Below are 25,407 nucleotides of genomic sequence, written 5' to 3' on the forward strand. Positions count from 1 at the left end.
TTATGACGATTCGTATTCTGCCCGCTCGTTTAGCCAACCAAATTGCCGCCGGTGAAGTGGTGGAAAGGCCCGCTTCCGTAGTCAAAGAGCTGGTGGAAAACAGCTTAGATGCTGGCGCAACCCGAATTGAGATTGAGATTGAGAAAGGGGGGGCTAAGCTGATCCGGATCCGAGATAACGGCTCTGGAATTGATAAAGAGGAGCTTGGCCTAGCGCTAAGTCGACATGCAACCTCGAAGATCCATACCTTAGATGATCTGGAAGCGATCATGAGTCTGGGATTTCGCGGTGAAGCATTAGCCAGTATCAGCTCCGTCTCCCGCTTGACCTTAACATCGCGGACTGAGGCGCAGCAGGAAGCGTGGGCGGCATACAGTGAAGGTCGAGATATGGCAGTGAGGTTACAGCCCGCCGCTCATCCGGTCGGCACAACGGTAGAAGTGTTGGATCTGTTTTTTAATACTCCGGCTCGCCGCAAATTTTTGCGCACAGAAAAAACCGAATTTACCCATATTGATGAGCTGCTCAAACGGATTGCGTTGAGTCGATTTGATGTGAGTTTTATGTTGCGCCACAACGGAAAAGTGGTGCGTCAATACCGCGCCGCCACCACTTTAGCCCAGCAGGAAAAGCGTTTAGCGGCAGTTTGTGGTAATTCGTTTGTGCAGCATATGCTGCGTATTGAGCTTGAACATCAAGGCCTTAAGCTACACGGTTGGATCGCCAGCCCACAGGGGGCTCGCCAGCAGAGTGATTTACAATACTGCTATGTTAATGGTCGCATGATGCGCGATAAGCTGATCAATCATGCGATTCGACAAAGCTACGAGACCAGTTTACGCGCCGATCAATTTGCAGCCTATGTACTGTTTATTGAGCTGGATCCTTTGCATGTCGATGTCAACGTGCATCCGGCCAAGCATGAAGTGCGTTTCCACCAAGCGCGTCTGGTGCATGATTTCATCTATCAAGCGTTAAGCAGCGCCTTAGTCCAAACCGCGCAAGTGATCGCCGCCTCGCTCAATGATGGCGCATTTCATGCGCCAAGTGCAGAAAAAACATCCCCGCAGATTGGACTCAACAGCGAAACTTCACTGACTGAAAGGGTTACTCAAGCAGTAGATAATGTGCCAAGTTATCCGCGTAAAGCAGTGCCAGAAGGTGAAAATGAAAGCCGGAGTAGCGCTTATCCGTTAAAAGAGCATGCTGTAGCCAATCCTTGGGTTATTGCATCAAATACTCGTGCTACACGGTTTGAGAAAAATCACCCGCCAACGGTAACTCAATCTGAAGTAGCGGTATATCAAACCTTGTTGCAAACGCCCAATTTAGCAGCCGAAGCCCACTCAGCGGCAACCAATGTGGATCCCTCTCAGGCGGCGGTGGCGATTGAAAAATTAGGTAAAGCGATCCAAGTGGTTGAAAGGCAGTATCTGCTGATGAATAGCCCTGTCGGCTGCGTGCTGGTTTCACTGGTTCAAGCCGAGCAGCTTAAGCTGCGTGGCTTACTCAATCCACAGTATGGAGCACTCAAAGCCCAGCCGCTGCTGGTGCCATTAGTGCTTAAATTAAATGACCTTGAATGGCAAGCGGTACAAACCTATTGGCAATCATTGCAGCAATTGGGCATTGAACTGAAAACACGCGCCCACCATTCGATTATGGTGATGGCGGTCCCTCAGCCATTACGCCAGCAAAATTTACAGCAATTACTGCCGGATCTGTTATCTTACGCGGCGAGCCGTCACCACAGCGAGCCTTTGCCATATCAAGCACTTGCTGAGTGGTTGGTCCAACGTATCGTGTTAGAAAAAACCGACTACACTTTAGCTGAGGCGATCAGCTTGATCGCCGAACTGGAACAGCTATGGCAAGGTGGCTTGCCTTATCATGACCCGCATTTTATTACGTTGGTGGACTTTTCCGCCTCAATTACAGCATTACATTCATGACTCAACAGTTACCCCTCGCCCTTTTTTTAATGGGTCCAACGGCTTCTGGTAAAACCGATTTAGCTATTCGCTTACGTCAGAAATATCCGGTGGAGATCATCAGTGTCGATTCCGCTCTAATTTATCGCGGAATGGATATTGGCACCGCTAAACCGGATGCAGCCGAGCTTGCACTGGCTCCACATCGCTTGATCGATATTCTTGATCCGAGTGAAGCCTATTCTGCAGCCGATTTTCGGCGCGATGCGCTGCAAGCCATGGCAGAGATTGTCGCACAAGGCAAAATCCCGCTATTGGTCGGGGGCACTATGCTCTATTTTAAGGCATTGATTGAAGGCTTATCGCCTTTACCTGCGGCCAACCCTGAAATCCGCCAACAGATCGAACAACAAGCCTTAACCTTAGGTTGGCCAGCCTTGCATGCTCAGTTGCAACAGATCGATCCAGTCTCAGCTGAGCGAATTCATCCCAACGATCCACAAAGATTGTCGCGGGCACTGGAAGTTTATCGAATTTCGGGTAAAACTCTTACCGAGCTAACGCAAACTAAAGGGGAAGCGATTCCCTATCGAGTGCTACAGTTTGCGATTGCTCCCAAGGAAAGAGCCGAACTCCATCGGCGGATTGAACTTCGTTTTGCGAAAATGGTCCAATCAGGGTTCGAAGACGAGGTTAAAGCTCTGTATGCAAGAGATGATCTGCATCCTGATCTTCCTTCGATCCGCTGTGTCGGCTATCGGCAAATGTGGGATTATTTAGACGGTCAGGCAACGCTTGATGAGGCGATTTATCGTGGCATCTGTGCCACCCGTCAATTGGCCAAGCGACAGATCACCTGGTTACGCAGCTGGGATGATTTAACTTGGTTAGATAGCGAAAACGTAGACCAAGCCGTTGAAACGCTCTCGAATGCGATAGCGTCCAACGAAATAAGCTGTGTATAATGTGATCGCTTTTGCGTGTGTACCCCGGAAAGGATCCGCTATTGGTACTCGATTGAGCATTGATAGCAACGGGAATTTTGATTGGTTTAGCTCAGATGCAAGGCTGCATATAATTCTGCTGCACCGCTAGCTAAATAATTACTAGAAAAGACAAAATAAGGAAAAATAAAATGGCTAAGGGGCAATCTCTACAAGACCCATTTCTGAATGCGCTACGTCGTGAACGCATTCCGGTCTCTATCTACCTTGTGAATGGCATCAAGCTGCAAGGTCAGATTGAATCGTTTGATCAATTTGTGATCCTGCTGAAAAACACCGTAAACCAAATGGTTTATAAGCATGCTATTTCGACTGTGGTTCCTGCTCGTCCAGTGAGCCACCACAGTGGCGATCGTCCAGCGACAGATCGTCCAGCTGAGAAATCAGAAGAGTAATTCTTTGCACCATTATTTAAGGAGTTGATCGCTTGTTTGACCGTTATGAAGCCGGTGAGCGAGCCGTACTTGTTCATGTCAACTTCACGCAACAGGGGGAAGATCTGAGCGAATGTAAAATGCTCGTATCTTCTGCAGGGGTGACCACGCTGCAAGTGGTAACAGGCAGTCGTCAAACCCCTCACCCTAAATATTTCGTTGGTGAGGGCAAAGCCCAAGAAATCGCCGAAGCCGTCCAACTCAATGAAGCCAACGTGGTCATTTTTAACCACGCGCTTTCTCCTGCTCAAGAACGTAACCTCGAAAGATTGTGTCAGTGTCGGGTCATCGATCGTACTGGCCTGATCCTCGATATCTTTGCTCAACGTGCCCGTACCCATGAAGGTAAGCTCCAAGTCGAGTTGGCGCAGCTGCGCCATATTTCAACGCGCTTAATTCGGGGGTGGACCCACTTAGAAAGACAAAAAGGTGGGATTGGTTTGCGTGGGCCGGGGGAAACTCAGCTTGAAACGGACCGACGTTTATTGCGTGAACGGATCAAAGCTATTTTGCGTCGCTTAGAAAAAGTGGCCAAACAGCGTGAACAAGGGCGTCGAGCGCGTAGCCGAGCCGAGATTCCAACCATCTCGTTGGTGGGATATACCAACGCAGGGAAATCGACCCTGTTTAATCGTATTACTGAAGCGGGTGTGTACGCCGCCGATCAACTGTTTGCCACCCTAGATCCAACCTTACGTAGAATAGATTTGGCGGACGTTGGGCCTGCGGTATTGGCTGATACTGTGGGCTTTATTCGTCATTTGCCACATGACTTGGTGGCGGCCTTTAAAGCAACGTTACAAGAGACGCAAGAAGCTGACATTTTGTTACATGTTGTTGATGCCAGTGATGAACGCTTTCGTGAGAATATCCAAGCGGTAGAGACGGTTCTACAAGAAATCGATGCGCATGACGTCCCCACGCTGTTGGTGATGAATAAAATCGATAACTTAGAACAAGCCACTCCGCGTATTGAACGGGATGACGAAGGAGTACCCAAAGCCGTATGGATTTCTGCCATGCAGGGATCTGGCATTGAGCTACTGTTTCAAGCATTGAGTGAACGTTTAGCCAGCCAAGTGGTGGAGCATCGTCTGCGTATTCCGCCACAACATCAAGGGCGTATCCGTAGCCTATTTTTCCAAATGAAGTGTATTCAACAGGAAGAATATGATCCGGAAGGCAATTTACTGATCACTGTTCGTATGCAGCAAGTTGATTGGGCTAAACTAGAGAAACGAGAGCAAGCAGACTTAAGTGACTTTATCGTCACAGAAAGGACTGCTAGAGTATAACGTCATATCAAATGATGGAGTTTTCTAATGGCGTGGAATGAGCCTGGTAATAATAACGGCAACAATGGCCGCGATAATGACCCATGGGGGAACAACAATCGCGGTAACAAAGGTGGCCGAGATCAAGGACCACCCGATTTAGACGAAGTGTTTAATAAAATCAGTCAAAAATTGGGCGGAAAATTTGGTGGTAAAGGCGGTAAAGGTCCTTCGCTGGCAGGTGGTAGTGCGATTGGTTTTGGCGTGATAGCGGCCATTTCTGTCGCCATATGGTTCTTTACCGGTTTTTACACCATTGGTGAAGCTGAGCGTGGCGTGGTGTCACGACTTGGAAAATATGATCGAATTGTTGATCCTGGCTTGAACTGGCGTCCACGCTTTATTGATGAAGTGACCCCAGTTAACGTGCAAGCGATTCGTTCACTGCGAGCATCGGGTCTTATGCTGACCAAAGATGAAAACGTGGTGACGGTCTCGATGGATGTGCAGTATCGAATTGCTGATCCCTATAAGTATTTGTACAAAGTGACCAATGCGGATGATAGTTTACGTCAAGCGACTGATTCAGCGCTGCGTGCTGTGGTCGGTGATGCACTGATGGACAGTATTTTAACCAGTGGTCGTCAGCAAATTCGCCAAAGTACTCAACAGACGCTCAATCAAATTATCGATGGCTATGATATGGGCCTGATGATTGTTGACGTTAACTTCCAATCTGCACGTCCGCCTGAGCAAGTAAAAGATGCGTTTGATGATGCGATTGCTGCGCGTGAAGATGAAGAGCGTTTTATTCGTGAAGCAGAAGCGTACAAAAACGAAATTTTACCAAAAGCGACTGGTCGTTCGGAGCGTTTGAAGAAAGAAGCGCAAGGTTATAACGAGCGTATCATCAATGAGGCCTTAGGTCAGGTTGCTCAATTTGAAAAGCTGTTACCTGAATATCTAGCGGCACCGAAAGTCACTCGTGATCGTCTGTATTTGGATACCATGGAAGAGGTGTACAGCAATACCTCGAAAGTGCTGATCGATTCTAAATCGAGCGGCAATCTGTTGTACTTACCGATTGATAAGCTTGTTGGACAAGAGACGAATAAAGCCGAGCCACGTGCCAGTAAATCGTCATCAGCGTACGATAAAATCGAGCTTGAGTCGCCAACGACGGATACCAATACCGACACTTCGTCACGCAGCACTACACGTCAAGGGAGATACTAAGAATGCGTAAGTTATTAATCCCTAGTATCGTTCTGATCATGGCGGCATTGTTAATGTCGATGTTCGTGATCCCAGAGGGAGAGCGTGGCATTGTGATCCGTTTTGGCCGAGTGTTGAAAGACACCAATGATATGTCAAAGATTTACGAGCCGGGCCTGCATTTCAAAATGCCAATGTTTGATCGTGTGAAAACATTAGATGCACGGATCCAAACCATGGATAGCCGTACCGATCGCTTTGTTACGTCAGAGAAAAAAGATGTGATCATCGATTCGTACGTGAAATGGCGTATTGAAGATTTTGGTCAATATTACTTGGCAACTGGTGGCGGTAATGCGTTAACGGCGGAAGCGTTACTTGAGCGTAAAGTCACCGATGTATTGCGTTCGGAAATTGGATCTCGTGAGATCAAACAAATTGTTTCTGGTCCGCGTAATGGGGCGATTTTACCGGAGAATCCTGATTCTTCTGAAATCACTACCGAAGCGGCGCGAGAAGCTTTGGAGATTGATGGTCAGCGTGATCAAATCATGGCTAACGTACTGCAAGATACACGACAAAGTGCGATGAAAGATTTGGGTGTGTATGTGGTCGACTTTAGAATGAAGAAGATCAATCTACCTGATGAGATCAGTGAATCGATTTACCGCCGTATGCGCGCTGAACGTGAATCAGTGGCTCGTAAACACCGTTCACAAGGTCGTGAAAAAGCCGAAGTGATCCGTGCTCAAGCCGAGCTTGAAGTGGCTACGATTCTCGCGGAGGCCGATAAAACCGCTCGTGTAACCCGTGGTGCGGCAGATGCAGAAGCGGCGAAGATCTACTCGGATGCCTATAAGAAAGATCCGGAGTTTTTCAGCTTCTTACGCTCATTACGTGCCTATGAAAAATCATTTAATAGCAAAAATGACATTCTGGTATTGGATCCAAGCAGCGAGTTCTTCCAATACATGAATAATGCGAAAGGCGCTGCTGCCAAGTAAGCATTCGCTAACTTTATTCAAGGCTCCGTAAGGGGCCTTTGTTATTTGGAGGCAATATGTCACAGACACTTTGGGTTGCACTGGGTTTAGTGCTGATTGTGGAAGGGTTAGGGCCATTATTAGCGCCGAGAGGATGGCGTCAGATGGTGGCACAATTGAGCCTACAATCCGATCATCAATTGCGCCGGATCGGCGGTTGTTTGGTGGTCGCAGGCACTGTGATTGCCTACGTTTTCGCTCGATAAGATCGGCGAATTACGTAGGCTGTAGCCAAGCTTATTGCATCAGTAGTGTGGTGGCGGTGTTTCTTGAGCGGGATCGGCCAAATTTGAGCTATCGATATTTTTCACTTTGCCGACCATATATTGCATCTGATCCTGCATCTTACTGATCAACAGTTGTTGTTGAGTCAGGGCATCATTTAGCATCTCAATGGTTTGATCTTGAAAGGCCAACTTGCACTCTAAATCTTCAATTTGTATTTGAAGTTGGGTTAGCGATGTCTGTTGCATTGATTAGTTCTCCACTCGCCAAGCTTGGGCGATGCCGGCTGAGCTGCCTGATACAGCACGTTGCTGGCGATCAAAACTGGCATCATACACGACAGCTTGAGCTGGTCCGCCATCTTTTTTGGCCTGTGAATTGAAGCTGGCGATTTTTTTACCATCTTGGGTATTCCATACTTCCACTTGCCCTGATGGGATTCCCGTGATCAGTCTTTTTCCATCATCGGCAAAGCGTGCGCTAGAAAAAATCAGTTGGCGGCGCAAACTGCGCAGCGCTATTGGTTCACGCTCGGTAGAGAGGTCCCAAATTAACGCTTGGTTGCCACTATCGGAAGTGAAAGCGAGCTTACCATCGCGTTGCAAAGTTACCCGATTGACCCGTTGTTGATGTTCAAATTGTCGAATAATTTGCCCGCTTTGGGTATCCCATAAGTAAGCGTGGCGATCATTGCCACCAGAAAGCGCATAGCGTCCGTTAGCGGAAAGCGCGACGGAATTGACTTTTTCGCGGTGGGCGAGGAACTCCATGCGCCGCCCAGTGACTAAGTCCACGTAAATGGCTTTGCCATTGGTTAAACCGAGTAGCACTTGTTCGCCATTATTAGCGATGTCGACATCACGGATCTGACCATCTGTAATAGACCAAAGCCCTTTGGCTTGAGCCCAGGCAAGATCCCATATGGCGAAGTTATTCTGACTGGCCGTGATGGCATAGCGACCGTTATCCGCGATGCGGATCACAGAAACGGGATTGGCTTGCGGATCTTGTGCGCCAAGCTTGGCGAGTAATTGTACTTGCTGCAGATCCCATAGCATCAGTTGTTGCTGTCGGGAATAAATCAGCGCGAAGCGGCCATCGCGGCTGAGGCCAAAGGCGGTGGCGCCTTCGGGGGCGAGGTTCCATTGCTGCTCGGCTTGGTTTGCAAAAAAACAACCGTTTAAGATAAGGATGATAAGTAAGGTGCCGAATGAGTGATAAATTCTTCGCATCAAGTTCGAATTATCCGTTTGTTGTGTAAAGACAATCATGCAACATATCGCTATATTGGTACAACTCTTAGTTGTACACCAGTGACTTACTGGTTTTTGTACACAATACCAAAACGAATACCTCACAATTGGAGAACCCGATGAAATCACTTTTTAAAGTGTCACTGCTGGCTGCGACCGTTATGCTCGCGGTTGGTTGTCAGAAAGAAGAAGCTGCAAAGACTGAGACGGCAGCCATCGTCAAAACGGTCGAATTAAAGTCAGAAGATGATAAAGCGGCTTATGCAATTGGTGTATCATTCGCCAATTACCTGAAAACCAGCATTGAAAAGCCAAGTGAAATTGGCATTGTACTTAACAAAGATTTGGTTCTTAAAGGTATTGAACAGGTGTTTACCGGTTCACCAGAAATGACTGAAGAAGAGACTCGTGCCGCGCTTGAAGCGCTGGACAAGCGTGTCGCGGAAACCATGCAAGCCAAAGCGGCTGAGAAAGCGGCTGAAAGTAAGCAAAAAGGTGATGAGTTCCGTGCTCAATTTGAGAAAGAGTCTGGTGTGGTAAAAACCGAATCAGGTTTGTTGTATCAAGTTCTGACTCCTGCTGAAGGTGACAAACCAAAAGATACCGATGTTGTACAAGTTCACTACAAAGGAACTTTGACCGATGGCACTCAATTCGACAGCTCTTATGAGCGTGGTGAGCCTGCGACTTTCCCGCTTAATCGCGTGATCCCAGGATGGACTGAAGGTGTGCAGCTCATGCCTGTGGGCTCGAAGTTCAAGCTGGTCATCCCACCTGAGATGGCTTACGGTGAGCAAGACACCCCAACCATTCCTGCCAACTCGACGCTGGTGTTCGAAGTTGAACTACTGAAGATTGAAAACGGTGCTAACGCAGCACAATAAATCGCTGTGTTCTGCTCGTGAGATCTATCTTATTAGGCCTGACTTTGTTCAGGCCTTTTATATGCGCTTAATCGAGTAATAATTTGTGCTAAATCACTTGTTGGTGATATTGCCGAATCGTAGTTTAAAATTTTCTGATAAACTTACAGCAATTTGTTGATTTTCCGTTCTAGGGTTTAAGCACAGTGACAATGACAGAAACCATGAATGTTGATTTATTGCTGGAGATGGAATCGGTGCACGTTAAGCCATTTAGCGAGCACGATAAAGTCATCCTGCGTTCTTATGAGGCGGTGGTCGATGGCATCGCGAGCCTGATTGGCCCATTTTGTGAAATCGTCCTGCATTCACTGGAGGATTTGAATACCTCGGCGATCAAAATTGCCAACGGTGAGAACACTGGCCGCCAAGTCGGTTCACCGATCACCGATATGGCGCTAAAAATGTTGCGTGATATTGAAGGTTCAGAGCGTAATTTTTCGCGTTCTTATTTCACGCGTGCCAAAGGTGGCGTGTTGATGAAATCGATCACGGTTGCGATTCGTAACGGTGATAATCGCGTGATTGGTTTATTGTGCATTAACGTCAATCTCGATGCGCCTTTTTCACAAGTGTTGAAATCGTTTATGCCGACTCAAGAAGCCCAAGAAGCGGCATCGTCTGTCAATTTTGCTAGCGATGTCGAAGAGTTGGTGGATCAAACGGTCGAGCGGACTATAGAAGAAATTAATGCCGATAAATCGGTGTCGAACAATACCAAGAATCGCCAAATTGTGATGGCGCTGTTTGATAAAGGTATTTTTGATATTAAAGATGCGATTAACCGAGTGGCAGATCGGCTCAATATCTCCAAACATACGGTGTATCTGTATATTCGCCAGCGTAAAACTGAGGATGATGAGAAGTGAAAGCGCTCACTTACACCTTAGTGGTCAACGGGCCACAATACGGTACTCAATCAGCGCGTAACGCCTATCTGTTCGCTCAAGCTCTGCTGGCGAAAGGGCATGTGTTAAAGAGCGTATTTTTTTACCAAGATGGGGTGCTGAATGGCTCAGCAACCCACGTTCCAGCGAACGATGAGTTTGATCTACTGCAAGCTTGGCAAAGCCTTGCTGTTGATCATCAAGTACAGTTAGAAACCTGTGTCGCTGCTGCGCTGCGTCGCGGGGTGGTGAGTGAGCAAGAAGCTTCGCAACACAGTTTAGCTAGCCATAACCTCGCCGCTCATTTCACTCAAGCAGGATTAGGTAGCTTGGCACAAGCTTTATTACAACAAGATCGAGTGGTGCAGTTTTGAATCATATCGCTTGGGTATTTCACACCGCCCCTCACGGTACTGCCGCAGGACGAGAAGGATTGGATGCTATTTTGGCGGCCTCTGCTTACAGTGAGCAGCAAGCCTTATTTTTCGTCGGTGAAGGGGTATTGCAGTTAGTTAAACATCAGCAACCGGAAGCGATTTTAAGCCGCGACTATATTGCCGCGTTTAAGCTATTGGATTTGTACGACATTGAAACACGTTATGTGTGCGAGCAGAGCTTGCAGCGTTGGGGGCTTAGCCCGCAAGATCTGCTGCTTGATGTGCAAGTGGTTGCGCCACAACAGTTGGCGTGTTTATTGCGTGGTTACCATCAACACCTGACTTTTTAAGGAACCTCAATGCTGCATATTATCAAGCACCTAGAAAAAATCCCCTTAGTCAGTGCGTACCTGTTACCGGGCGATGTGGTGATACTGACCGAAAACGCGGTTTACGCAGCGGCGCTGCAATCGCCTTATCGCGCCTATTTAATGCCTGAGATTCAATACTCAGCTCTGCGCGAGGATCTTGCGGCGCGTGGTTGGCAAACCAAAGTTGATGCTCATGTTGAGGTGATCACGATGAGTGATTGGGTTGATTTGACCGCAAGCCATGAAAAATCAATCACATGGTGATAACTTTATTATTTATGTTGCGCAGTTCAGTCTCACACTAGGTTGGACCGGAAAAAAGATCTGTATATTTCTTGACACCCCCCACACTACTGCATAGAATTTTGCGTCCCTATTTGTGCAATCTGTTTGTGCGGAAGGGATAGATTTTTCACAAGCTTACTTTAAGTCAATCAGGAGCTAGTTAATGGCAACTATTAACCAGTTGGTTCGTAAGCCACGTGCTAAGCAAGTTGTTAAAAGCAACGTGCCAGCACTAGCTGCGTGCCCACAAAAACGTGGTGTATGTACTCGTGTTTACACAACTACACCTAAAAAACCTAACTCGGCACTTCGTAAAGTATGTCGTGTACGTCTAACTAACGGTTTTGAAGTTACTTCATACATCGGTGGTGAAGGTCACAACCTACAAGAGCACAGTGTTGTACTGATCCGTGGCGGTCGTGTTAAAGACCTTCCAGGTGTTCGTTACCACACCGTTCGCGGCGCACTTGACTGTGCTGGCGTGAACGACCGTAAACAAGCTCGTTCTAAGTACGGTGTGAAGCGTCCTAAGTCTTAATGCCCCTCTTGTTACAAGAGAAGCGTTAAGTAAGGCCAAACACTAAAATTAAATTTTAATTTTGAAGAAACTGCAAAGTTTTGGATAACCTGAAGAATAAGACAACGGAGAATATTCCATGCCACGTCGTCGCGTCATTGGTCAGCGTAAGATCCTTCCAGATCCAAAGTTCAAATCTGAACTGCTGGCAAAATTCGTTAACATCCTTATGGTTGACGGTAAAAAATCTACTGCAGAGAAAATCGTTTACACTGCACTAGACACCATGGCTGAGAAGTCTGGTAAAGATCACTTAGCTGTATTTGAAGAAGCTCTTGAAAATGTTCGCCCAGCGGTAGAAGTTAAATCTCGCCGTGTAGGTGGTTCAACTTACCAAGTTCCAGTTGAAGTACGTCAAGTACGTCGTAATGCTCTGGCAATGCGTTGGTTGGTTGAAGCTGCGCGTAAGCGTGGTGAAAAATCTATGGCTGCTCGTCTGGCTGCTGAAATGCTGGATGCGTCAGAAAACAAAGGTTCTGCTGTTAAGAAACGTGAAGACGTTCACCGTATGGCAGAAGCGAACAAAGCGTTCGCTCATTACCGCTGGTAATACCTTCTGTGCTGCGAGGCTCTCTCGCAGCACATTTCTATTTTCTAAGGTTGACCTTAGTAAGAGGATACAATCGTGGCTCGTAAAACGCCTATTGAGCGCTACCGTAATATCGGTATTTGTGCTCACGTAGATGCAGGAAAAACAACCACTACTGAGCGTATTCTGTTCTACACTGGCCTCTCTCACAAAATTGGCGAAGTTCACGACGGCGCTGCGACTATGGACTGGATGGTCCAAGAGCAAGAGCGTGGTATTACCATTACCTCTGCCGCAACAACCACCTTCTGGCGTGGTATGGAAGCACAATTCCAAGAACATCGCATCAACATCATTGATACCCCTGGACACGTTGACTTTACGATCGAAGTAGAGCGTTCTCTTCGTGTGCTTGATGGTGCAGTGGTCGTATTCTGTGGCACATCTGGTGTTGAACCGCAGTCTGAAACCGTTTGGCGTCAAGCTGACAAATACGGCGTTCCACGCATGGTATTCGTCAACAAAATGGACCGTGCAGGTGCAGATTTCTTACGCGTAGTAGGCCAAATTAAACATCGTCTTGGTGCGAACCCAGTTCCAATCCAGCTTAACATTGGTGCAGAAGAAGAGTTCAAAGGTGTCATCGACCTTATCAAGATGAAAGCCATCAACTGGAATGAAGCCGATCAGGGCATGAGCTTCACTTATGAAGACATTCCGGCCGACATGCAAGAGCTTGCCCAAGAGTGGCGTAACCACCTTGTGGAAGCGGCTGCCGAAGCCAGTGAAGAATTGATGGATAAATACCTTGAAGATGGTGAACTCACTGAACTAGAGATCAAACAAGCTCTACGTCAGCGTACTATCAATAACGAAATTGTTCTTGCTACCTGTGGTAGTGCATTTAAGAACAAAGGCGTGCAAGCGGTTTTGGATGCAGTGATTGAATATCTACCGTCACCGACCGATGTACCAGCGATCAAGGGCACTGATGATCGAGAAAATGCGGTTGAGCGTCATGCTGACGACAATGAGCCATTTTCTTCACTCGCGTTTAAAATTGCTACCGATCCATTCGTTGGTTCACTGACCTTTATTCGTGTCTACTCTGGAGTGGTTAACTCGGGTGATGCGGTTTACAACTCAGTGAAGCAGAAGAAAGAACGCTTTGGCCGTATCGTACAGATGCATGCTAATAAGCGTGATGAAATCAAAGAGATTCGTGCAGGCGACATCGCAGCCGCCATCGGCCTGAAAGATGTCACCACCGGTGATACTTTATGTGATCCGAATCATGTTGTGATTTTGGAGCGTATGGAGTTCCCTGAGCCAGTGATCCAAATCGCGGTCGAGCCTCGCTCGAAAGCGGATCAGGAGAAGATGGGTGTTGCGCTGGGTAAACTTGCGGCAGAAGATCCATCATTCCGAGTGGAAACTGATGGTGAAACTGGTCAGACACTGATTTCTGGTATGGGTGAACTTCACCTAGATATTATCGTCGATCGCATGAAACGTGAGTTTGGTGTGGATTGTAACGTCGGCAAACCTCAGGTGGCTTACCGTGAAACCATTCGTGGTAAATCGGAAGTGGAAGGCAAATTTGTTCGTCAGTCTGGTGGTCGTGGTCAATACGGTCACGTATGGCTGAAAATTGAACCTTCTGAGCCTGGTCAAGGTTTTGTCTTCGTTGACGCAATCGCGGGTGGGGTGATTCCTAAAGAATTTATCAACCCTGTTGCGAAAGGCATCGAGGAGCAAATGAACAACGGTGTGTTAGCTGGCTATCCAGTTCTGGATGTTAAAGCGACCCTGTTTGATGGTTCATTCCACGATGTCGACTCCAGCGAAATGGCATTTAAAATCGCTGGTTCTATGGCATTCAAGAAAGGTACGCTTGAAGCGGATCCTGTTCTTCTTGAGCCGTTAATGAAAGTTGAAATCACCACGCCAGAAGATTGGATGGGTGATGTTGTTGGTGACCTAAACCGTCGTCGTGGCATCATTGAAGGTATGGATGACGGCCCTGCGGGACTGAAAATTATCCATGCTAAAGTACCTCTTTCTGAAATGTTTGGTTATGCAACTGACCTGCGTTCTGCCACACAAGGCCGTGCTTCTTACTCTATGGAGTTTGCTGAGTACGCTGATGTGCCGAAAAATATTGCCGATGCAATTATTGCAGAGCGTGGTTAACCGTTGTTTGGTTAATAACGAATCTATTGCGCTGATGTGAGTTGGCGCATAAAATAGCAATTTCTGGCGCGCCTTGGGTATGCTTACCCAAAGCGAATCATAACTAGGAAGGAACACGATCGTGTCTAAAGAAAAATTTGAACGTACGAAACCGCACGTAAACGTTGGTACTATCGGCCACGTTGACCACGGTAAAACAACTCTAACTGCAGCTATCTGTACTGTACTTGCAAAAGTATACGGCGGTAAAGCGCGTGACTTCGCGTCAATCGACAACGCACCAGAAGAGCGTGAGCGTGGTATTACTATCAATACTTCTCACGTAGAGTACGATACACCAAACCGTCACTACGCACACGTAGACTGTCCAGGACACGCGGATTATGTTAAGAACATGATCACTGGTGCTGCACAGATGGACGGCGGTATCCTAGTAGTAGCTGCGACAGATGGTCCAATGCCACAAACTCGTGAGCACATCCTGCTGGGTCGTCAAGTAGGTATCCCTTACATCATCGTATTCATGAACAAATGTGACATGGTTGATGACGAAGAGCTACTAGAGCTGGTTGAAATGGAAGTACGTGAGCTGCTTTCTGAGTACGATTTCCCAGGTGATGACCTGCCAGTAATCCAAGGTTCAGCACTGGGCGCGCTAAATGGCGAAGAGCAGTGGGAAGCGAAGATTGTTGAGCTAGCAGAAGCACTGGATTCATACATTCCAGAGCCAGAGCGTGCAGTAGACATGGCATTCCTGATGCCAATCGAAGACGTATTCTCAATCCAAGGCCGTGGTACTGTAGTAACTGGTCGTATCGAGCGCGGCATCCTGAAAGTGGGTGACGAAGTTGCGATCGTAGGTATCAAAGACACAGTAACGACTACCTGTACTGGTGTAGAAATGTTCCGTAAACTGCTTGACGAAGGTCGTGCAGGTGAGAACGTTGGTGCCCTGCTGCGTGGTACTAAGCGTGATGACGTAGAGCGTGGACAAGTACTGGCGAAGCCAGGTTCAATCACTCCACACACTAAGTTCGAGTCAGAAGTATACGTACTGTCAAAAGATGAAGGTGGCCGTCATACTCCATTCTTCAAAGGTTACCGTCCACAGTTCTACTTCCGTACAACTGACGTAACAGGCAGCATCGAGCTACCAGAAGGCGTAGAAATGGTAATGCCAGGCGACAACATCCAAATGGTAGTTGACCTGATTGCACCAATCGCGATGGACGAAGGTCTACGCTTTGCGATCCGTGAAGGCGGTCGTACAGTAGGTGCTGGTGTTGTAGCGAAGATCATCGCTTAATTGCGTTAATCTTGCCGCGCAATGCTGCATCGAAAAAGGGGAGCTTCGGCTGCCCTTTTTCATTTTTTGTGGTAACCATTTTATCGTTCACTCCTCCCGAATTTACGGATTGCATCACACCATCAAAACCACACATCAATTCCCTTGCTAAAGCTGCTTTCTTTCTGTACTATTCTCGCTCCTTAATTCTCGGTCAATTATCATTAGTTCCTTGCTTCCTCTGGATGACCGGGCCAACTCTGGAAGCTGAATAATCCGTAAGGAGCAAATAATGCGTCATTACGAAATCGTATTCATGGTGCACCCAGATCAAAGCGAGCAAGTTGCTGGCATGATCGAACGTTACACTGGTTCAATCACTGAAGCGGGCGGTAAAATCCACCGTTTAGAAGATTGGGGTCGTCGTCAACTGGCTTACCCAATCAACAAACTGCACAAAGCTCACTACGTTCTGATGAACGTTGAAGCTGACCAAGCAGTGGTTGATGAACTAGAAACTGCTTTCCGTTTCAACGATGCAGTTCTACGTAACATGATCATGCGTACTAAAGCTGCTATCACTGAACCTTCAATCATGCTGAAAGCTCGTGAAGAGCGTGTAAAGCGTGACGAAGTGAAATTCGACGCAGACGTTGAGTAATGATTCGCTGACCAATCGAATCGAGTTAAGTGGCATTGTCGCAAAAGCTCCGGTTCGAAGCCAAAGCCCATCGGGTGTTAAACATTGCCATTTTTGGCTAGAGCATCGCTCTACGATGGTTGAAGCTAACCTCCCAAGACAAGTGTTTTGTCGCTTGGCGGTGGTGGTCAGTGAGGCAGGGTCAACAACATTAACTCAAAATTTAGTACAAGGCAGTAGCATTTTGGTAAGCGGTTTTTTAGCTTACCAAACCAGCCGAAATGGCGTAGGTAAATTAGTGCTGCATGCCGACAAAATTTCTCATATATAGATCAGGAGATAGCCCATGGCTCGTTTCTTCCGTCGTCGTAAATTCTGCCGTTTTACAGCAGAAGGCGTACAAGAGATTGATTACAAAGACGTAGCAACTCTCAAGAACTACATCACTGAAGCTGGTAAAATCGTTCCTAGCCGTATCACTGGCACAAGCGCTAAATATCAGCGTCAGCTAGCTCGTGCGATCAAACGTTCTCGCTACCTAGCTCTACTGCCATACACTGACAAACATCAGTAATCGGCACCGTTTATTAAGAAAGAGGATTAAGCAATGCAAGTTATTCTACTTGATAAAATCGGTAATCTAGGCAGCCTTGGCGATACTGTAAACGTTAAATCTGGTTACGCTCGTAACTTCCTTATCCCACAAGGTAAGGCAGTAATGGCAACTAAAGCTAACGTTGCAATGTTTGAAAGCCGTCGTGCAGAGTTAGAAGCAAAAGTTGCTGAGCAACTGACTGCTGCTCAAGCTCGTGCTGACCAAGTTAACGCTCTGGAAGCAGTGGTAATTGCTTCTAAAGCTGGTGACGAAGGTAAACTGTTCGGTTCTATCGGTACTCGTGATATCGCTGATGCAATCACTGCAGCTGGCGTTAAAGTATCTAAGAGCGAAGTTCGCCTGCCTGAAGGCGCTCTGCGCAATGTTGGCGAATTCGAAGTTAGCGTTCAACTTCACTCTGAAGTGTTTGCAACTGCGAAAGTTCAAGTTGTTGCTGAGTAATTTCAGTTATTGACGAATATGAAAACACCAGCTTCGGCTGGTGTTTTTTTGCTTAAAATTGGAAACGTAGATTAACCGAAAATACGCTGTCCTCTTTACTCAATCCCTCTGGTACGCGGTTGTGAAATTGGCGGGACTGGCGAATTTTCAATGCGATATTGTCGGTGATTTTATTGGTGACACTCAGATCGCTATCGACGCTGGTGTTACTCCCTCCTGATACCATAGTCAATTCTGCCGCGAAGCATAAATTGGCTAATGCTTGCCATTCACTTTTCAAATTACCACGAAAAATCCCTTCATTGACTTGATCGGGGAACACGATATCGTTTTTATCAATCTCATCTTGGTTGGGTTTTTGATAGCGGAAACCGGGGCCGACTTCTACCTCTAGTGTAAAATCTTCTGTATAAACAAATTGATAACCGAGACCAGCCGAGAGCGTGTAGTCTTTGAAATAAGCACTATAACGTGAATCAGTGCCATAGAAGCTGGCGTATAAATAGGTTTTCGGACCCAGTTTATAGTCGGTTTGTAACGCATAAGTGGATTGGTGCTTATTGGCTTTACCATTTTTATCCAGCTTATAAAATTTCCATTCGCCATAGGTACGATGACGGCCTGAGGTATACTCCGATTTCACCCGAGAAGTTAATGATTGTGAATCGGTGTTGCCTGTATGGGCTTGATAGCCAAATTCAACATGGTGACTCCAAGGGGAGGGCAGTCTGATATCGCTGTTTGATTTAGCTGGCTCGGCGAGCGCAGGAAAGCAGAGTGCGAGACTCGTCCAAGTTAACCATTTGGGGAACACGATCACCTCTTCTACGTTTAGGGTGGTGGCATAGTAAAAACTCATGGTTGAGTTTGAGTCAACTCAAGGTCAATTCTGAACACTCGATACACAAACTTTCTTTGCCTTAATTACAAATCATGGATTCTCGTTATAATGACGGACATTCAAAAGTTACTTAAAGCGAAGTCATGGCAGATCCACGTACTGATAAACGAAACCGTAAAACTTCTGATGCACAAGTCGATGCTATCAAAGTTCCTCCCCATTCGTTAGAGGCAGAGCAATCCGTCATTGGTGGTTTGCTGTTGGATAATGAGCGTTGGGATACGGTCTCTGAGCATGTGGTGACGCAGGATTTCTATAGTCGTCCACATCGTCTGATTTTTGATGGGGTGAAATCGATTCTCGAGGCAAGCAAGCCGCTGGATTTAATCACGTTATCGGAATATCTAGAGCAACGCGAGCAATTAGAGGATGTCGGCGGTTTTGCTTATCTTGCCGATTTAGCCAAAAATACTCCAAGTGCGGCCAATATTAATGCTTATGCAGAAATTGTCGCTCAGCGTGCGCTGGTGCGCAATCTGATTGGAGTTGCCAATGAAATTGCAGATGCGGGTTACGATCCTCAGGGACGTAACGCCGAAGATCTCCTCGATCTCGCCGAAAGTAAAGTGTTTGCGATTGCTGAAGCGCGCACCAGTGAAAATGAAGGCCCGAAAAATGTCGATAGCATTTTAGAGCGCACCTTAGAGCGGATTGAGCTGCTGTATAAAATGCCACAGGATGGTGTGACTGGGGTGAATACCGGTTTTACCGATCTGAATAAGAAAACCGCTGGTTTACAAGGCTCGGATCTGGTGATTGTCGCTGCGCGTCCCTCAATGGGGAAAACCACTTTTGCGATGAACTTGTGTGAAAACGCCGCTATGGAGCAAGATAAGCCAGTGCTGATCTTCTCGCTGGAGATGCCAGCGGAGCAGATCATGATGCGGATGTTGGCCTCCTTGTCGCGCGTCGATCAAACTAAAATTCGTACCGGTCAGCTCGATGATGAAGATTGGGCTCGTATCTCGTCGACCATGGGTATTCTCATGGAGAAGAAGAATATGTACATTGACGACAGTTCTGGTTTGACCCCCACTGAAGTGCGTTCACGCGCGCGGCGTGTTGCTCGTGAACATGGTGGTTTATCGCTGATCATGGTCGACTATTTACAATTAATGCGTGTCCCTGCGTTAACCGATAACCGGACACTGGAAATTGCCGAAATTTCTCGCTCACTGAAGGCATTAGCGAAAGAATTGAATGTACCTGTGGTGGCACTCTCGCAGCTCAACCGTTCTTTGGAGCAACGGGCCGATAAACGCCCAGTTAACTCAGATTTACGTGAATCAGGTTCGATTGAGCAGGATGCCGATTTGATTATGTTTATCTATCGTGATGAGGTTTACCATCCTGATAGCCCATTAAAAGGCACTGCAGAAATCATTCTCGGTAAGCAGCGTAATGGCCCGATAGGCTCGGTGCGCCTTACTTTCCAAGGACAATATTCTCGCTTCGACAACTATGCTGGACCTGCATTTGACGATGAATAATTCAATGAACTACATGAAGGCGGCCACGGCCTATATCAATCTTGATGCGTTGCTGCACAATTTACAGCGTGTTAAGCAACAAGCTCCAACCAGTAAAATTATGGCGGTGGTTAAAGCCAATGGTTATGGTCATGGCTTGCGGCAGATTGCGCGATTTGCCTTAGGGGCCGATGCGTTTGGGGTCGCTCGGATTGAAGAGGCCTTACAACTGCGCGCCAGTGGTGTGGTTAAACCGATCTTGTTACTTGAGGGTTTTTATTCATCCGGTGATTTACCCGTATTGGTTACCAACAATATTCAAACCGTGGTGCATTGCGAAGAGCAGCTACAAGCCTTGGAACAAGCTCAGCTCGAAACACCGGTGATGGTGTGGCTAAAGATTGATAGTGGCATGCATCGTTTAGGGGTTCGTCCTGAGCAATATGCGGATTTTGTCGCTCGTTTGCATCAGTGCCAGAACGTCGCTAAGCCCTTACGCTATATGAGCCATTTCGGTTGTGCGGATGAGTTAGATCAATCGACCACTGCCGACCAAATTGAGCTGTTTTTAGCGCTTACCAATGGTTTCCGTGGCGAGCGATCACTGGCTGCCTCAGCTGGATTGCTTGCTTGGCCACAAAGTCAACTGGAATGGGTGAGGCCGGGAATCATCATGTACGGTGTGTCGCCTTTTGCGGAAAAGAGCGCTGCTGAGCTTGGCTATCAGCCAGTGATGACTTTAAAGTCACATTTGATTGCTGTTCGTGATGTCAAAGCGGGTGAAAAAGTGGGCTATGGTGGGATTTGGACCTGTCAGAATGATACCAAAATCGGAGTGATTGCGATTGGTTATGGTGATGGTTATCCACGTACCGCGCCCAATGGTACCCCGGTGGTGGTTAATGGTCGCCGAGTACCGCTTGCTGGGCGAGTTTCGATGGATATGTTAACCGTTGATTTAGGTGCGGATGCCACCGATTGTGTTGGCGATGAAGCGATACTATGGGGCAACGAATTGCCAGTTGAAGAAGTGGCGGCGCATATTGGTACCTTGGGTTATGAGTTGGTGACCAAGCTGACTTCGCGGGTAGAAATGTCTTATTTTGGTGCTGGCAGTTAGTGGCCGTTTTCAGCTTAGCGAGCTAGCCGAGTGAAGGCTTACCGACAGTGACTGAGTGTCTGTGAGTAAAGCGTATTGGCAAGGTATCCGTTTAAGGGTAAGGTGAGCAAAGCACAGCACCAGATAAAAATGAGCCATGGTCAGTGGTTACGTGACCTATCGCAAAGTGGGTGGCGATCACTTCACTCATAATCAGGCTCAAAAATAAATGCGCTATGATTCCTAAACGAAAAACGCATTTTTAACCTATTCTTTTTTTGCTTAAATCGGGGATTCCAGCGGTAGAGTGAAACCTGCCGTTCGATGGAATAAAACCACAGAAACATCGGGATAGATGCCATGTTGAAAAATATCAATCCAACGCAAACTCAAGCTTGGAAAGCGCTGACCGCGCATTTTGAATCCGCTCAGGATATGGACCTCAAAGCACTTTTTGCGCAAGACAGTGAGCGTTTTGCCAAATATTCAGCCTGCTTTGGTAACGATATTCTGGTCGACTATTCGAAGAACCTTGTCAATGCGGAAACCATGCAACACCTGTTTGCATTGGCCAAGCAAACCGATCTGCAGTCAGCCATTACCGCGATGTTTAAAGGTGAAGCGATCAACCAAACTGAAGATCGTGCGGTATTGCACACGGCACTGCGTAATCGCAGCAACTCTCCTGTGCTGGTGAACGGTGAAGATGTGATGCCAGCCGTTAATGCGGTGTTGGCTAAGATGAAAGCGTTCTCTGAGCGTGTGATTGGTGGCGATTGGAAAGGCTTTACCGGTAAAGCGATCACTGATGTGGTGAATATTGGTATCGGTGGTTCAGATTTAGGGCCTTACATGGTGACAGAGGCACTGGTGCCTTATAAGAATCATTTGACCATGCATTTTGTGTCTAACGTTGATGGCACACACATGGCGGAAACCCTGAAAAAAGTCGATCCAGAAACCACGCTATTTTTGGTCGCGTCAAAAACGTTTACCACTCAAGAAACTATGACCAATGCGCACACCGCGCGTGACTGGTTCTTGCAAGCGGCGGGCGATCAAGCCCACGTGGCAAAACACTTTGCGGCCCTGTCGACCAATGGTAAAGCGGTGGCTGAATTTGGCATCGATACTGACAATATGTTCGAATTCTGGGATTGGGTTGGTGGCCGTTATTCACTATGGTCAGCGATTGGTTTATCGATCGTGCTATCGATTGGTTACGATAATTTCATTGAGTTGCTGACTGGCGCTCATGAGATCGATCAGCATTTTGTCAATACTCCATTCGAAAGTAACATCCCGGTTATTCTGGCCTTGATCGGCATTTGGTATAACAACTTCCACGGTGCCGAGTCAGAAGCGATTCTGCCTTACGATCAATATCTGCACCGTTTTGCTGCCTACTTCCAACAAGGCAACATGGAATCAAATGGTAAATACGTTGACCGTGATGGCAATCCAGTGACATACCAAACGGGTCCAATCATTTGGGGTGAGCCAGGAACTAATGGTCAGCACGCTTTCTACCAACTGATCCATCAAGGTACTAAGCTGATCCCATGTGATTTCATCGCACCAGCGCTAAGCCATAATCCGGTAAGTGATCACCACCAAAAACTGATGTCCAATTTCTTTGCGCAAACTGAAGCGCTGGCATTTGGTAAGTCAGCACAAGCGGTACAAGCAGAACTGGAAAACAGCGGTAAATCGGCGGCTGAAATTGCGGCCTTGGTTCCGTTCAAAGTGTTTGAAGGTAACCGTCCAACCAACTCGATTCTGGTTAAACAGATCACACCTCGCACTTTAGGTAATCTGATTGCGATGTACGAACACAAAATCTTCGTACAAGGGGTGATTTTGAATATCTTCAGTTTTGATCAATGGGGTGTTGAGCTGGGTAAACAGTTGGCAAACCAGATCCTGCCAGAGCTGACCGACAATACTGCCGTCGCTTCCCATGACAGTTCTACCAACGGATTGATCAATGCATTTAAAGCGTTTCGTGCTTAAGATCGCGAATTAAATATTGATTAATGTTAAGGCCTTAGTTTGTGACTAAGGCCTTTTTATTGGAAGTCGCGATCGTTATCTGGTGCGTAGTACGTACTGCGTAATTGCTATGTTCGATAGGCTATTTTGAGTCATCCGTTCACGTTTTAATTATTCGAAACAGATCTCAATAAACGCATTACCCCAAGGTGAAGAAAAGGGCATCAGAATGATTGAACCCTCGCATTGATGGCAGATGGTATGGCCTCGGCCTGAAACCACCACCGGTGTTGCCATATCAAACTCAAAGCCGCTTTCAGCTAAAATTCGCTTGGCTCCACCCGTTACCATATTGGTGATTTCACCCACCATATCGGTCACCTCTTCATTGATACCATTTGGCCGTTCACCGAGCATATTGTGCATGATTTCCAGTGCCAGGCTTTCATCAAAGGTGATCGACATCGATCCACGGGTAGTTGGACCGATCATGCCGATCAGGCCCGAGACATCACCACGAGCAATTTCATCTTTCTTGATCCGTGGTTTTTGTGGCTTCAACTCAAGAGAGGCCATTGTTTTTAGCACATTCATTAAAGATGCTAAAAACGGGTTTACAAATTCAGCGCGCATAACTTTCTTCTACTGTGACTGATTTTCTTTTGAGAGACAGTTTTGACAAACTCCATGTGATTCGATGACATGGTTGCTTATTTTAAAACCGTGTTTCTCTGCATTATTCGCTAGCAAGGCGACTAGAGTATCATCTCGAGACTCAATCACGTTACCACACTGGTCACAAATCAATAGATGTGAAAAATGCTTATGGGCGTTACATGAACCGCAAGAAATAAAGCTATTGGTGGACTCTACTCGGTGAATAAATCCCTGGGCGAGCAAAAAATCCAATGCCCGATATACCGTTGGTGGTTTAGCTTGTGGCTCACTTTTCTTGAGATCTTCCAGTAGCTCATAGGCGCTGGATGAGCGTTTGCTGGCACAGATCAATTCAAACACGGTTTTCCGCTGTGCAGTCAAACGAACGCCTCTTGCGGCACATATTTCTTCAATTTGTTTGGTTAGCTTGTGCTCCAAAACCATCACCATTACTGTTGTGCGTTAGTCATTATGTACTCGATCGAGACGAAGCATGTTGAGCGGAAAAATAGCGGTTATACAAAATAAAGCGCTCAATCAACTCATCTTGTTGAATAGACGTAAATTACCCTATCTGGATAAAAAACGATACTGTAATCCCAGATTGATGGCGGTAAAGACAGTGTTGCTTATTGCCGATCTGGCAGTGAATGATGCTGGGTTGATTGTTTGAACAAGGCTTGGCACTTAGCCTAAGATACGATTAAAATGCCGGACTTTGATTTTTTGCCACCGTGCGGTGGTTATTTCTGACCGAAATGGGGACGTTCACCTATGACTCACTCATGCAGGCTCTCAGTTGCTCCGATGCTCGATTGGACCGATCGCCACTGCCGTTATTTCCATCGTTTGCTCTCTGCGCAAACCTTGCTGTACACCGAAATGGTGACGACGGGGGCGATCATTCATGGCCGTGGCGATTTTTTGGCTTATAACCAAGAAGAACATCCGGTAGCGCTGCAGTTTGGTGGCTCGAATCCACAAGATTTAGCGCAGTGTGCCAAGCTTGCCCAACAGCGTGGTTATGATGAAATTAACCTCAATGTTGGTTGTCCGTCTGATCGAGTGCAAAATGGTCGCTTTGGTGCCTGTTTGATGGCCGATCCGGATTTAGTTGCGGAATGTGTCGCTGCCATGCGTGCGGTGGTGGATATTCCAGTCACCGTCAAAACTCGAATCGGCATTGATGAGCAAGACTCGTATGAGTTTTTAACCCAATTTATTGCGACGGTGGCTGAAAAAGGTGGCTGTGAGCAGTTTACTATTCATGCGCGCAAAGCGTGGTTGAGTGGTTTAAGCCCCAAAGAGAACCGCGAAATTCCACCATTGGATTATTCGAGAGCGTATCAAATCAAACGTGATTTCCCACATTTGACGATTGCGGTGAATGGTGGGGTGAAAACCTTAGCGGAAGCACAGCAGCATCTGCAGTATTTAGATGGGGTTATGATCGGTCGTGAGGCGTATCAAAATCCGTATATTTTAGCTGAAGTGGATCAGCAGATTTTTGGTCTGGACACGCCAGTTAAAAAACGCTCACAAGTGATCCATGAAATGATGCCTTATATTGAGCAACAATTATCCCAAGGTACTCATCTTGGCCATATGACGCGTCATATGTTGGGGCTGTTTCAGAACATGCCGGGTGCGCGTCAGTGGCGACGTCATATCAGTGAGAATGCTCATAAGCCCGGGGCTGGATTAGAGGTCGTTGAGCAAGCGTTGGCGAAAATTCCATACCAAGAATTGGGCGTATAAAAACGTTTGATGGCAAACGATGTTCTTT

General features: G+C 47.0%; 30 protein-coding genes. 25 read left to right on the forward strand and 5 right to left on the reverse strand.

Annotated elements, in window-relative coordinates:
- Positions 1 to 2: 2 nt before the first annotated feature.
- The 7 genes from mutL (at position 3) to OOK74_RS01235 (ending at position 7,107) form a co-directional block, all read left to right on the forward strand.
- Positions 3 to 1,952: a DNA mismatch repair endonuclease MutL gene (gene mutL / locus OOK74_RS01205; RefSeq protein ID WP_278182961.1), complete on the forward strand. Its 1,950-nt coding sequence runs from the start codon at positions 3 to 5 to the stop codon at positions 1,950 to 1,952.
- Positions 1,949 to 2,896: a tRNA (adenosine(37)-N6)-dimethylallyltransferase MiaA gene (gene miaA, locus OOK74_RS01210; protein ID WP_274723644.1), complete on the forward strand. Its 948-nt coding sequence runs from the start codon at positions 1,949 to 1,951 to the stop codon at positions 2,894 to 2,896. The genes mutL and miaA overlap by 4 nt, the downstream gene beginning before the upstream one ends.
- Before the next feature lie 170 nt (positions 2,897 to 3,066).
- Complete coding sequence (hfq, locus tag OOK74_RS01215; protein ID WP_166013800.1) at positions 3,067 to 3,330, forward strand: RNA chaperone Hfq; 264 nt, start codon at positions 3,067 to 3,069, stop codon at positions 3,328 to 3,330.
- A gap of 32 nt (positions 3,331 to 3,362) precedes the next feature.
- Positions 3,363 to 4,664: a ribosome rescue GTPase HflX gene (gene hflX / locus OOK74_RS01220; RefSeq protein ID WP_274723643.1), complete on the forward strand. Its 1,302-nt coding sequence runs from the start codon at positions 3,363 to 3,365 to the stop codon at positions 4,662 to 4,664.
- A 27-nt stretch (positions 4,665 to 4,691) separates the two neighbouring features.
- Positions 4,692 to 5,879 (forward strand): FtsH protease activity modulator HflK, encoded by a 1,188-nt coding sequence (gene hflK, locus OOK74_RS01225; protein ID WP_278182962.1) that lies wholly within the window; start codon positions 4,692 to 4,694, stop codon positions 5,877 to 5,879.
- Positions 5,880 to 5,881: 2 nt separating this feature from the next.
- On the forward strand, positions 5,882 to 6,862 hold the full coding sequence (gene hflC / locus OOK74_RS01230) for a protease modulator HflC (protein ID WP_277208220.1): 981 nt from the start codon (positions 5,882 to 5,884) through the stop codon (positions 6,860 to 6,862).
- Positions 6,863 to 6,918: 56 nt separating this feature from the next.
- Positions 6,919 to 7,107 carry a DUF2065 domain-containing protein gene (locus OOK74_RS01235; RefSeq protein ID WP_166013796.1) on the forward strand — a complete coding sequence of 63 codons (189 nt, stop codon included), beginning with the start codon at positions 6,919 to 6,921 and terminating at the stop codon, positions 7,105 to 7,107.
- Between the two features lie 39 nt (positions 7,108 to 7,146).
- Here OOK74_RS01235 and OOK74_RS01240 read toward each other — a convergent pair whose 3' ends face one another.
- Positions 7,147 to 7,374, reverse strand: coding sequence for a SlyX family protein (locus OOK74_RS01240; protein ID WP_166013795.1), 228 nt, complete (start codon positions 7,372 to 7,374; stop codon positions 7,147 to 7,149).
- A 3-nt stretch (positions 7,375 to 7,377) separates the two neighbouring features.
- A complete protein-coding gene (locus OOK74_RS01245) occupies positions 7,378 to 8,358 on the reverse strand; it encodes a WD40 repeat domain-containing protein (RefSeq protein WP_278182963.1) in 981 nt (326 codons plus the stop codon).
- Between the two features lie 140 nt (positions 8,359 to 8,498).
- Between OOK74_RS01245 and fkpA the strand changes: the two genes are divergently transcribed.
- The 13 genes from fkpA to rplI all read left to right on the forward strand — a co-directional run bounded on the left by fkpA (position 8,499) and on the right by rplI (position 17,503).
- Complete coding sequence (fkpA, locus tag OOK74_RS01250; protein WP_274723639.1) at positions 8,499 to 9,263, forward strand: FKBP-type peptidyl-prolyl cis-trans isomerase; 765 nt, start codon at positions 8,499 to 8,501, stop codon at positions 9,261 to 9,263.
- Positions 9,264 to 9,454: 191 nt separating this feature from the next.
- A complete protein-coding gene (locus OOK74_RS01255) occupies positions 9,455 to 10,171 on the forward strand; it encodes a helix-turn-helix transcriptional regulator (protein WP_206212118.1) in 717 nt (238 codons plus the stop codon).
- Complete coding sequence (gene tusD / locus OOK74_RS01260; protein WP_274723638.1) at positions 10,168 to 10,563, forward strand: sulfurtransferase complex subunit TusD; 396 nt, start codon at positions 10,168 to 10,170, stop codon at positions 10,561 to 10,563. Before OOK74_RS01255 ends, tusD begins: the two co-directional genes overlap by 4 nt.
- Positions 10,560 to 10,916, forward strand: coding sequence for a sulfurtransferase complex subunit TusC (gene tusC / locus OOK74_RS01265; protein ID WP_277208230.1), 357 nt, complete (start codon positions 10,560 to 10,562; stop codon positions 10,914 to 10,916). Before tusD ends, tusC begins: the two co-directional genes overlap by 4 nt.
- 9 nt (positions 10,917 to 10,925) lie before the next feature.
- Positions 10,926 to 11,201: a sulfurtransferase complex subunit TusB gene (gene tusB, locus OOK74_RS01270; protein ID WP_166013789.1), complete on the forward strand. Its 276-nt coding sequence runs from the start codon at positions 10,926 to 10,928 to the stop codon at positions 11,199 to 11,201.
- 184 nt (positions 11,202 to 11,385) lie between these two features.
- Positions 11,386 to 11,760: a 30S ribosomal protein S12 gene (rpsL, locus tag OOK74_RS01275; protein WP_000201237.1), complete on the forward strand. Its 375-nt coding sequence runs from the start codon at positions 11,386 to 11,388 to the stop codon at positions 11,758 to 11,760.
- Positions 11,761 to 11,878: 118 nt separating this feature from the next.
- The gene (gene rpsG / locus OOK74_RS01280; RefSeq protein WP_166013788.1) at positions 11,879 to 12,349 is read left to right on the forward strand and encodes a 30S ribosomal protein S7; all 471 of its coding nucleotides are present in this window, start codon (positions 11,879 to 11,881) and stop codon (positions 12,347 to 12,349) included.
- Positions 12,350 to 12,424: 75 nt separating this feature from the next.
- Entirely contained in the window at positions 12,425 to 14,521 is a 2,097-nt protein-coding gene (fusA, locus tag OOK74_RS01285; RefSeq protein WP_274723635.1) for an elongation factor G, read from the forward strand.
- 121 nt (positions 14,522 to 14,642) lie between these two features.
- Positions 14,643 to 15,827, forward strand: a complete 1,185-nt coding sequence (gene tuf, locus OOK74_RS01290) for an elongation factor Tu (protein ID WP_278182950.1) — start codon at positions 14,643 to 14,645, stop codon at positions 15,825 to 15,827.
- 271 nt (positions 15,828 to 16,098) lie between these two features.
- Positions 16,099 to 16,467 (forward strand): 30S ribosomal protein S6, encoded by a 369-nt coding sequence (gene rpsF / locus OOK74_RS01295; RefSeq protein ID WP_001216670.1) that lies wholly within the window; start codon positions 16,099 to 16,101, stop codon positions 16,465 to 16,467.
- A 7-nt stretch (positions 16,468 to 16,474) separates the two neighbouring features.
- A complete protein-coding gene (gene priB, locus OOK74_RS01300) occupies positions 16,475 to 16,777 on the forward strand; it encodes a primosomal replication protein N (protein ID WP_166014989.1) in 303 nt (100 codons plus the stop codon).
- A gap of 15 nt (positions 16,778 to 16,792) precedes the next feature.
- On the forward strand, positions 16,793 to 17,020 hold the full coding sequence (gene rpsR, locus OOK74_RS01305; protein WP_000090472.1) for a 30S ribosomal protein S18: 228 nt from the start codon (positions 16,793 to 16,795) through the stop codon (positions 17,018 to 17,020).
- 33 nt (positions 17,021 to 17,053) lie between these two features.
- Entirely contained in the window at positions 17,054 to 17,503 is a 450-nt protein-coding gene (gene rplI / locus OOK74_RS01310; RefSeq protein ID WP_166013785.1) for a 50S ribosomal protein L9, read from the forward strand.
- A gap of 52 nt (positions 17,504 to 17,555) precedes the next feature.
- Here rplI and OOK74_RS01315 read toward each other — a convergent pair whose 3' ends face one another.
- The gene (locus tag OOK74_RS01315) at positions 17,556 to 18,317 is read right to left on the reverse strand and encodes a DUF481 domain-containing protein (protein WP_406708015.1); all 762 of its coding nucleotides are present in this window, start codon (positions 18,315 to 18,317) and stop codon (positions 17,556 to 17,558) included.
- 170 nt (positions 18,318 to 18,487) lie between these two features.
- On the opposite strand from OOK74_RS01315, the gene OOK74_RS01320 reads away from it, so the two are divergent.
- From OOK74_RS01320 to pgi, 3 genes are all read left to right on the forward strand, one after another.
- Positions 18,488 to 19,894 (forward strand): replicative DNA helicase, encoded by a 1,407-nt coding sequence (locus tag OOK74_RS01320; RefSeq protein ID WP_274723651.1) that lies wholly within the window; start codon positions 18,488 to 18,490, stop codon positions 19,892 to 19,894.
- 13 nt (positions 19,895 to 19,907) lie between these two features.
- Positions 19,908 to 20,993 (forward strand): alanine racemase, encoded by a 1,086-nt coding sequence (alr, locus tag OOK74_RS01325; RefSeq protein WP_274723660.1) that lies wholly within the window; start codon positions 19,908 to 19,910, stop codon positions 20,991 to 20,993.
- 339 nt (positions 20,994 to 21,332) lie between these two features.
- Complete coding sequence (pgi, locus tag OOK74_RS01330) at positions 21,333 to 22,985, forward strand: glucose-6-phosphate isomerase (RefSeq protein ID WP_274723652.1); 1,653 nt, start codon at positions 21,333 to 21,335, stop codon at positions 22,983 to 22,985.
- Between the two features lie 150 nt (positions 22,986 to 23,135).
- On the opposite strand, the gene OOK74_RS01335 is transcribed toward pgi, so the two are convergent.
- Together OOK74_RS01335 and zur are read right to left on the reverse strand one after the other, a co-directional pair.
- Complete coding sequence (locus tag OOK74_RS01335) at positions 23,136 to 23,597, reverse strand: chemotaxis protein CheX (RefSeq protein ID WP_166013781.1); 462 nt, start codon at positions 23,595 to 23,597, stop codon at positions 23,136 to 23,138.
- Positions 23,598 to 23,606: 9 nt separating this feature from the next.
- Entirely contained in the window at positions 23,607 to 24,071 is a 465-nt protein-coding gene (gene zur / locus OOK74_RS01340; protein WP_274723653.1) for a zinc uptake transcriptional repressor Zur, read from the reverse strand.
- A gap of 43 nt (positions 24,072 to 24,114) precedes the next feature.
- Here zur and OOK74_RS01345 point away from each other — a divergent pair, with 43 nt between their 5' ends.
- Entirely contained in the window at positions 24,115 to 24,294 is a 180-nt protein-coding gene (locus OOK74_RS01345; RefSeq protein ID WP_274723654.1) for a hypothetical protein, read from the forward strand.
- Between the two features lie 101 nt (positions 24,295 to 24,395).
- On the forward strand, positions 24,396 to 25,379 hold the full coding sequence (dusA, locus tag OOK74_RS01350) for a tRNA dihydrouridine(20/20a) synthase DusA (RefSeq protein ID WP_278182966.1): 984 nt from the start codon (positions 24,396 to 24,398) through the stop codon (positions 25,377 to 25,379).
- Positions 25,380 to 25,407: the final 28 nt, after the last annotated feature.

It is taken from the genome of Vibrio misgurnus (assembly GCF_029635775.1).
GTDB lineage: Bacteria > Pseudomonadota > Gammaproteobacteria > Enterobacterales > Vibrionaceae > Vibrio > Vibrio chanodichtyis.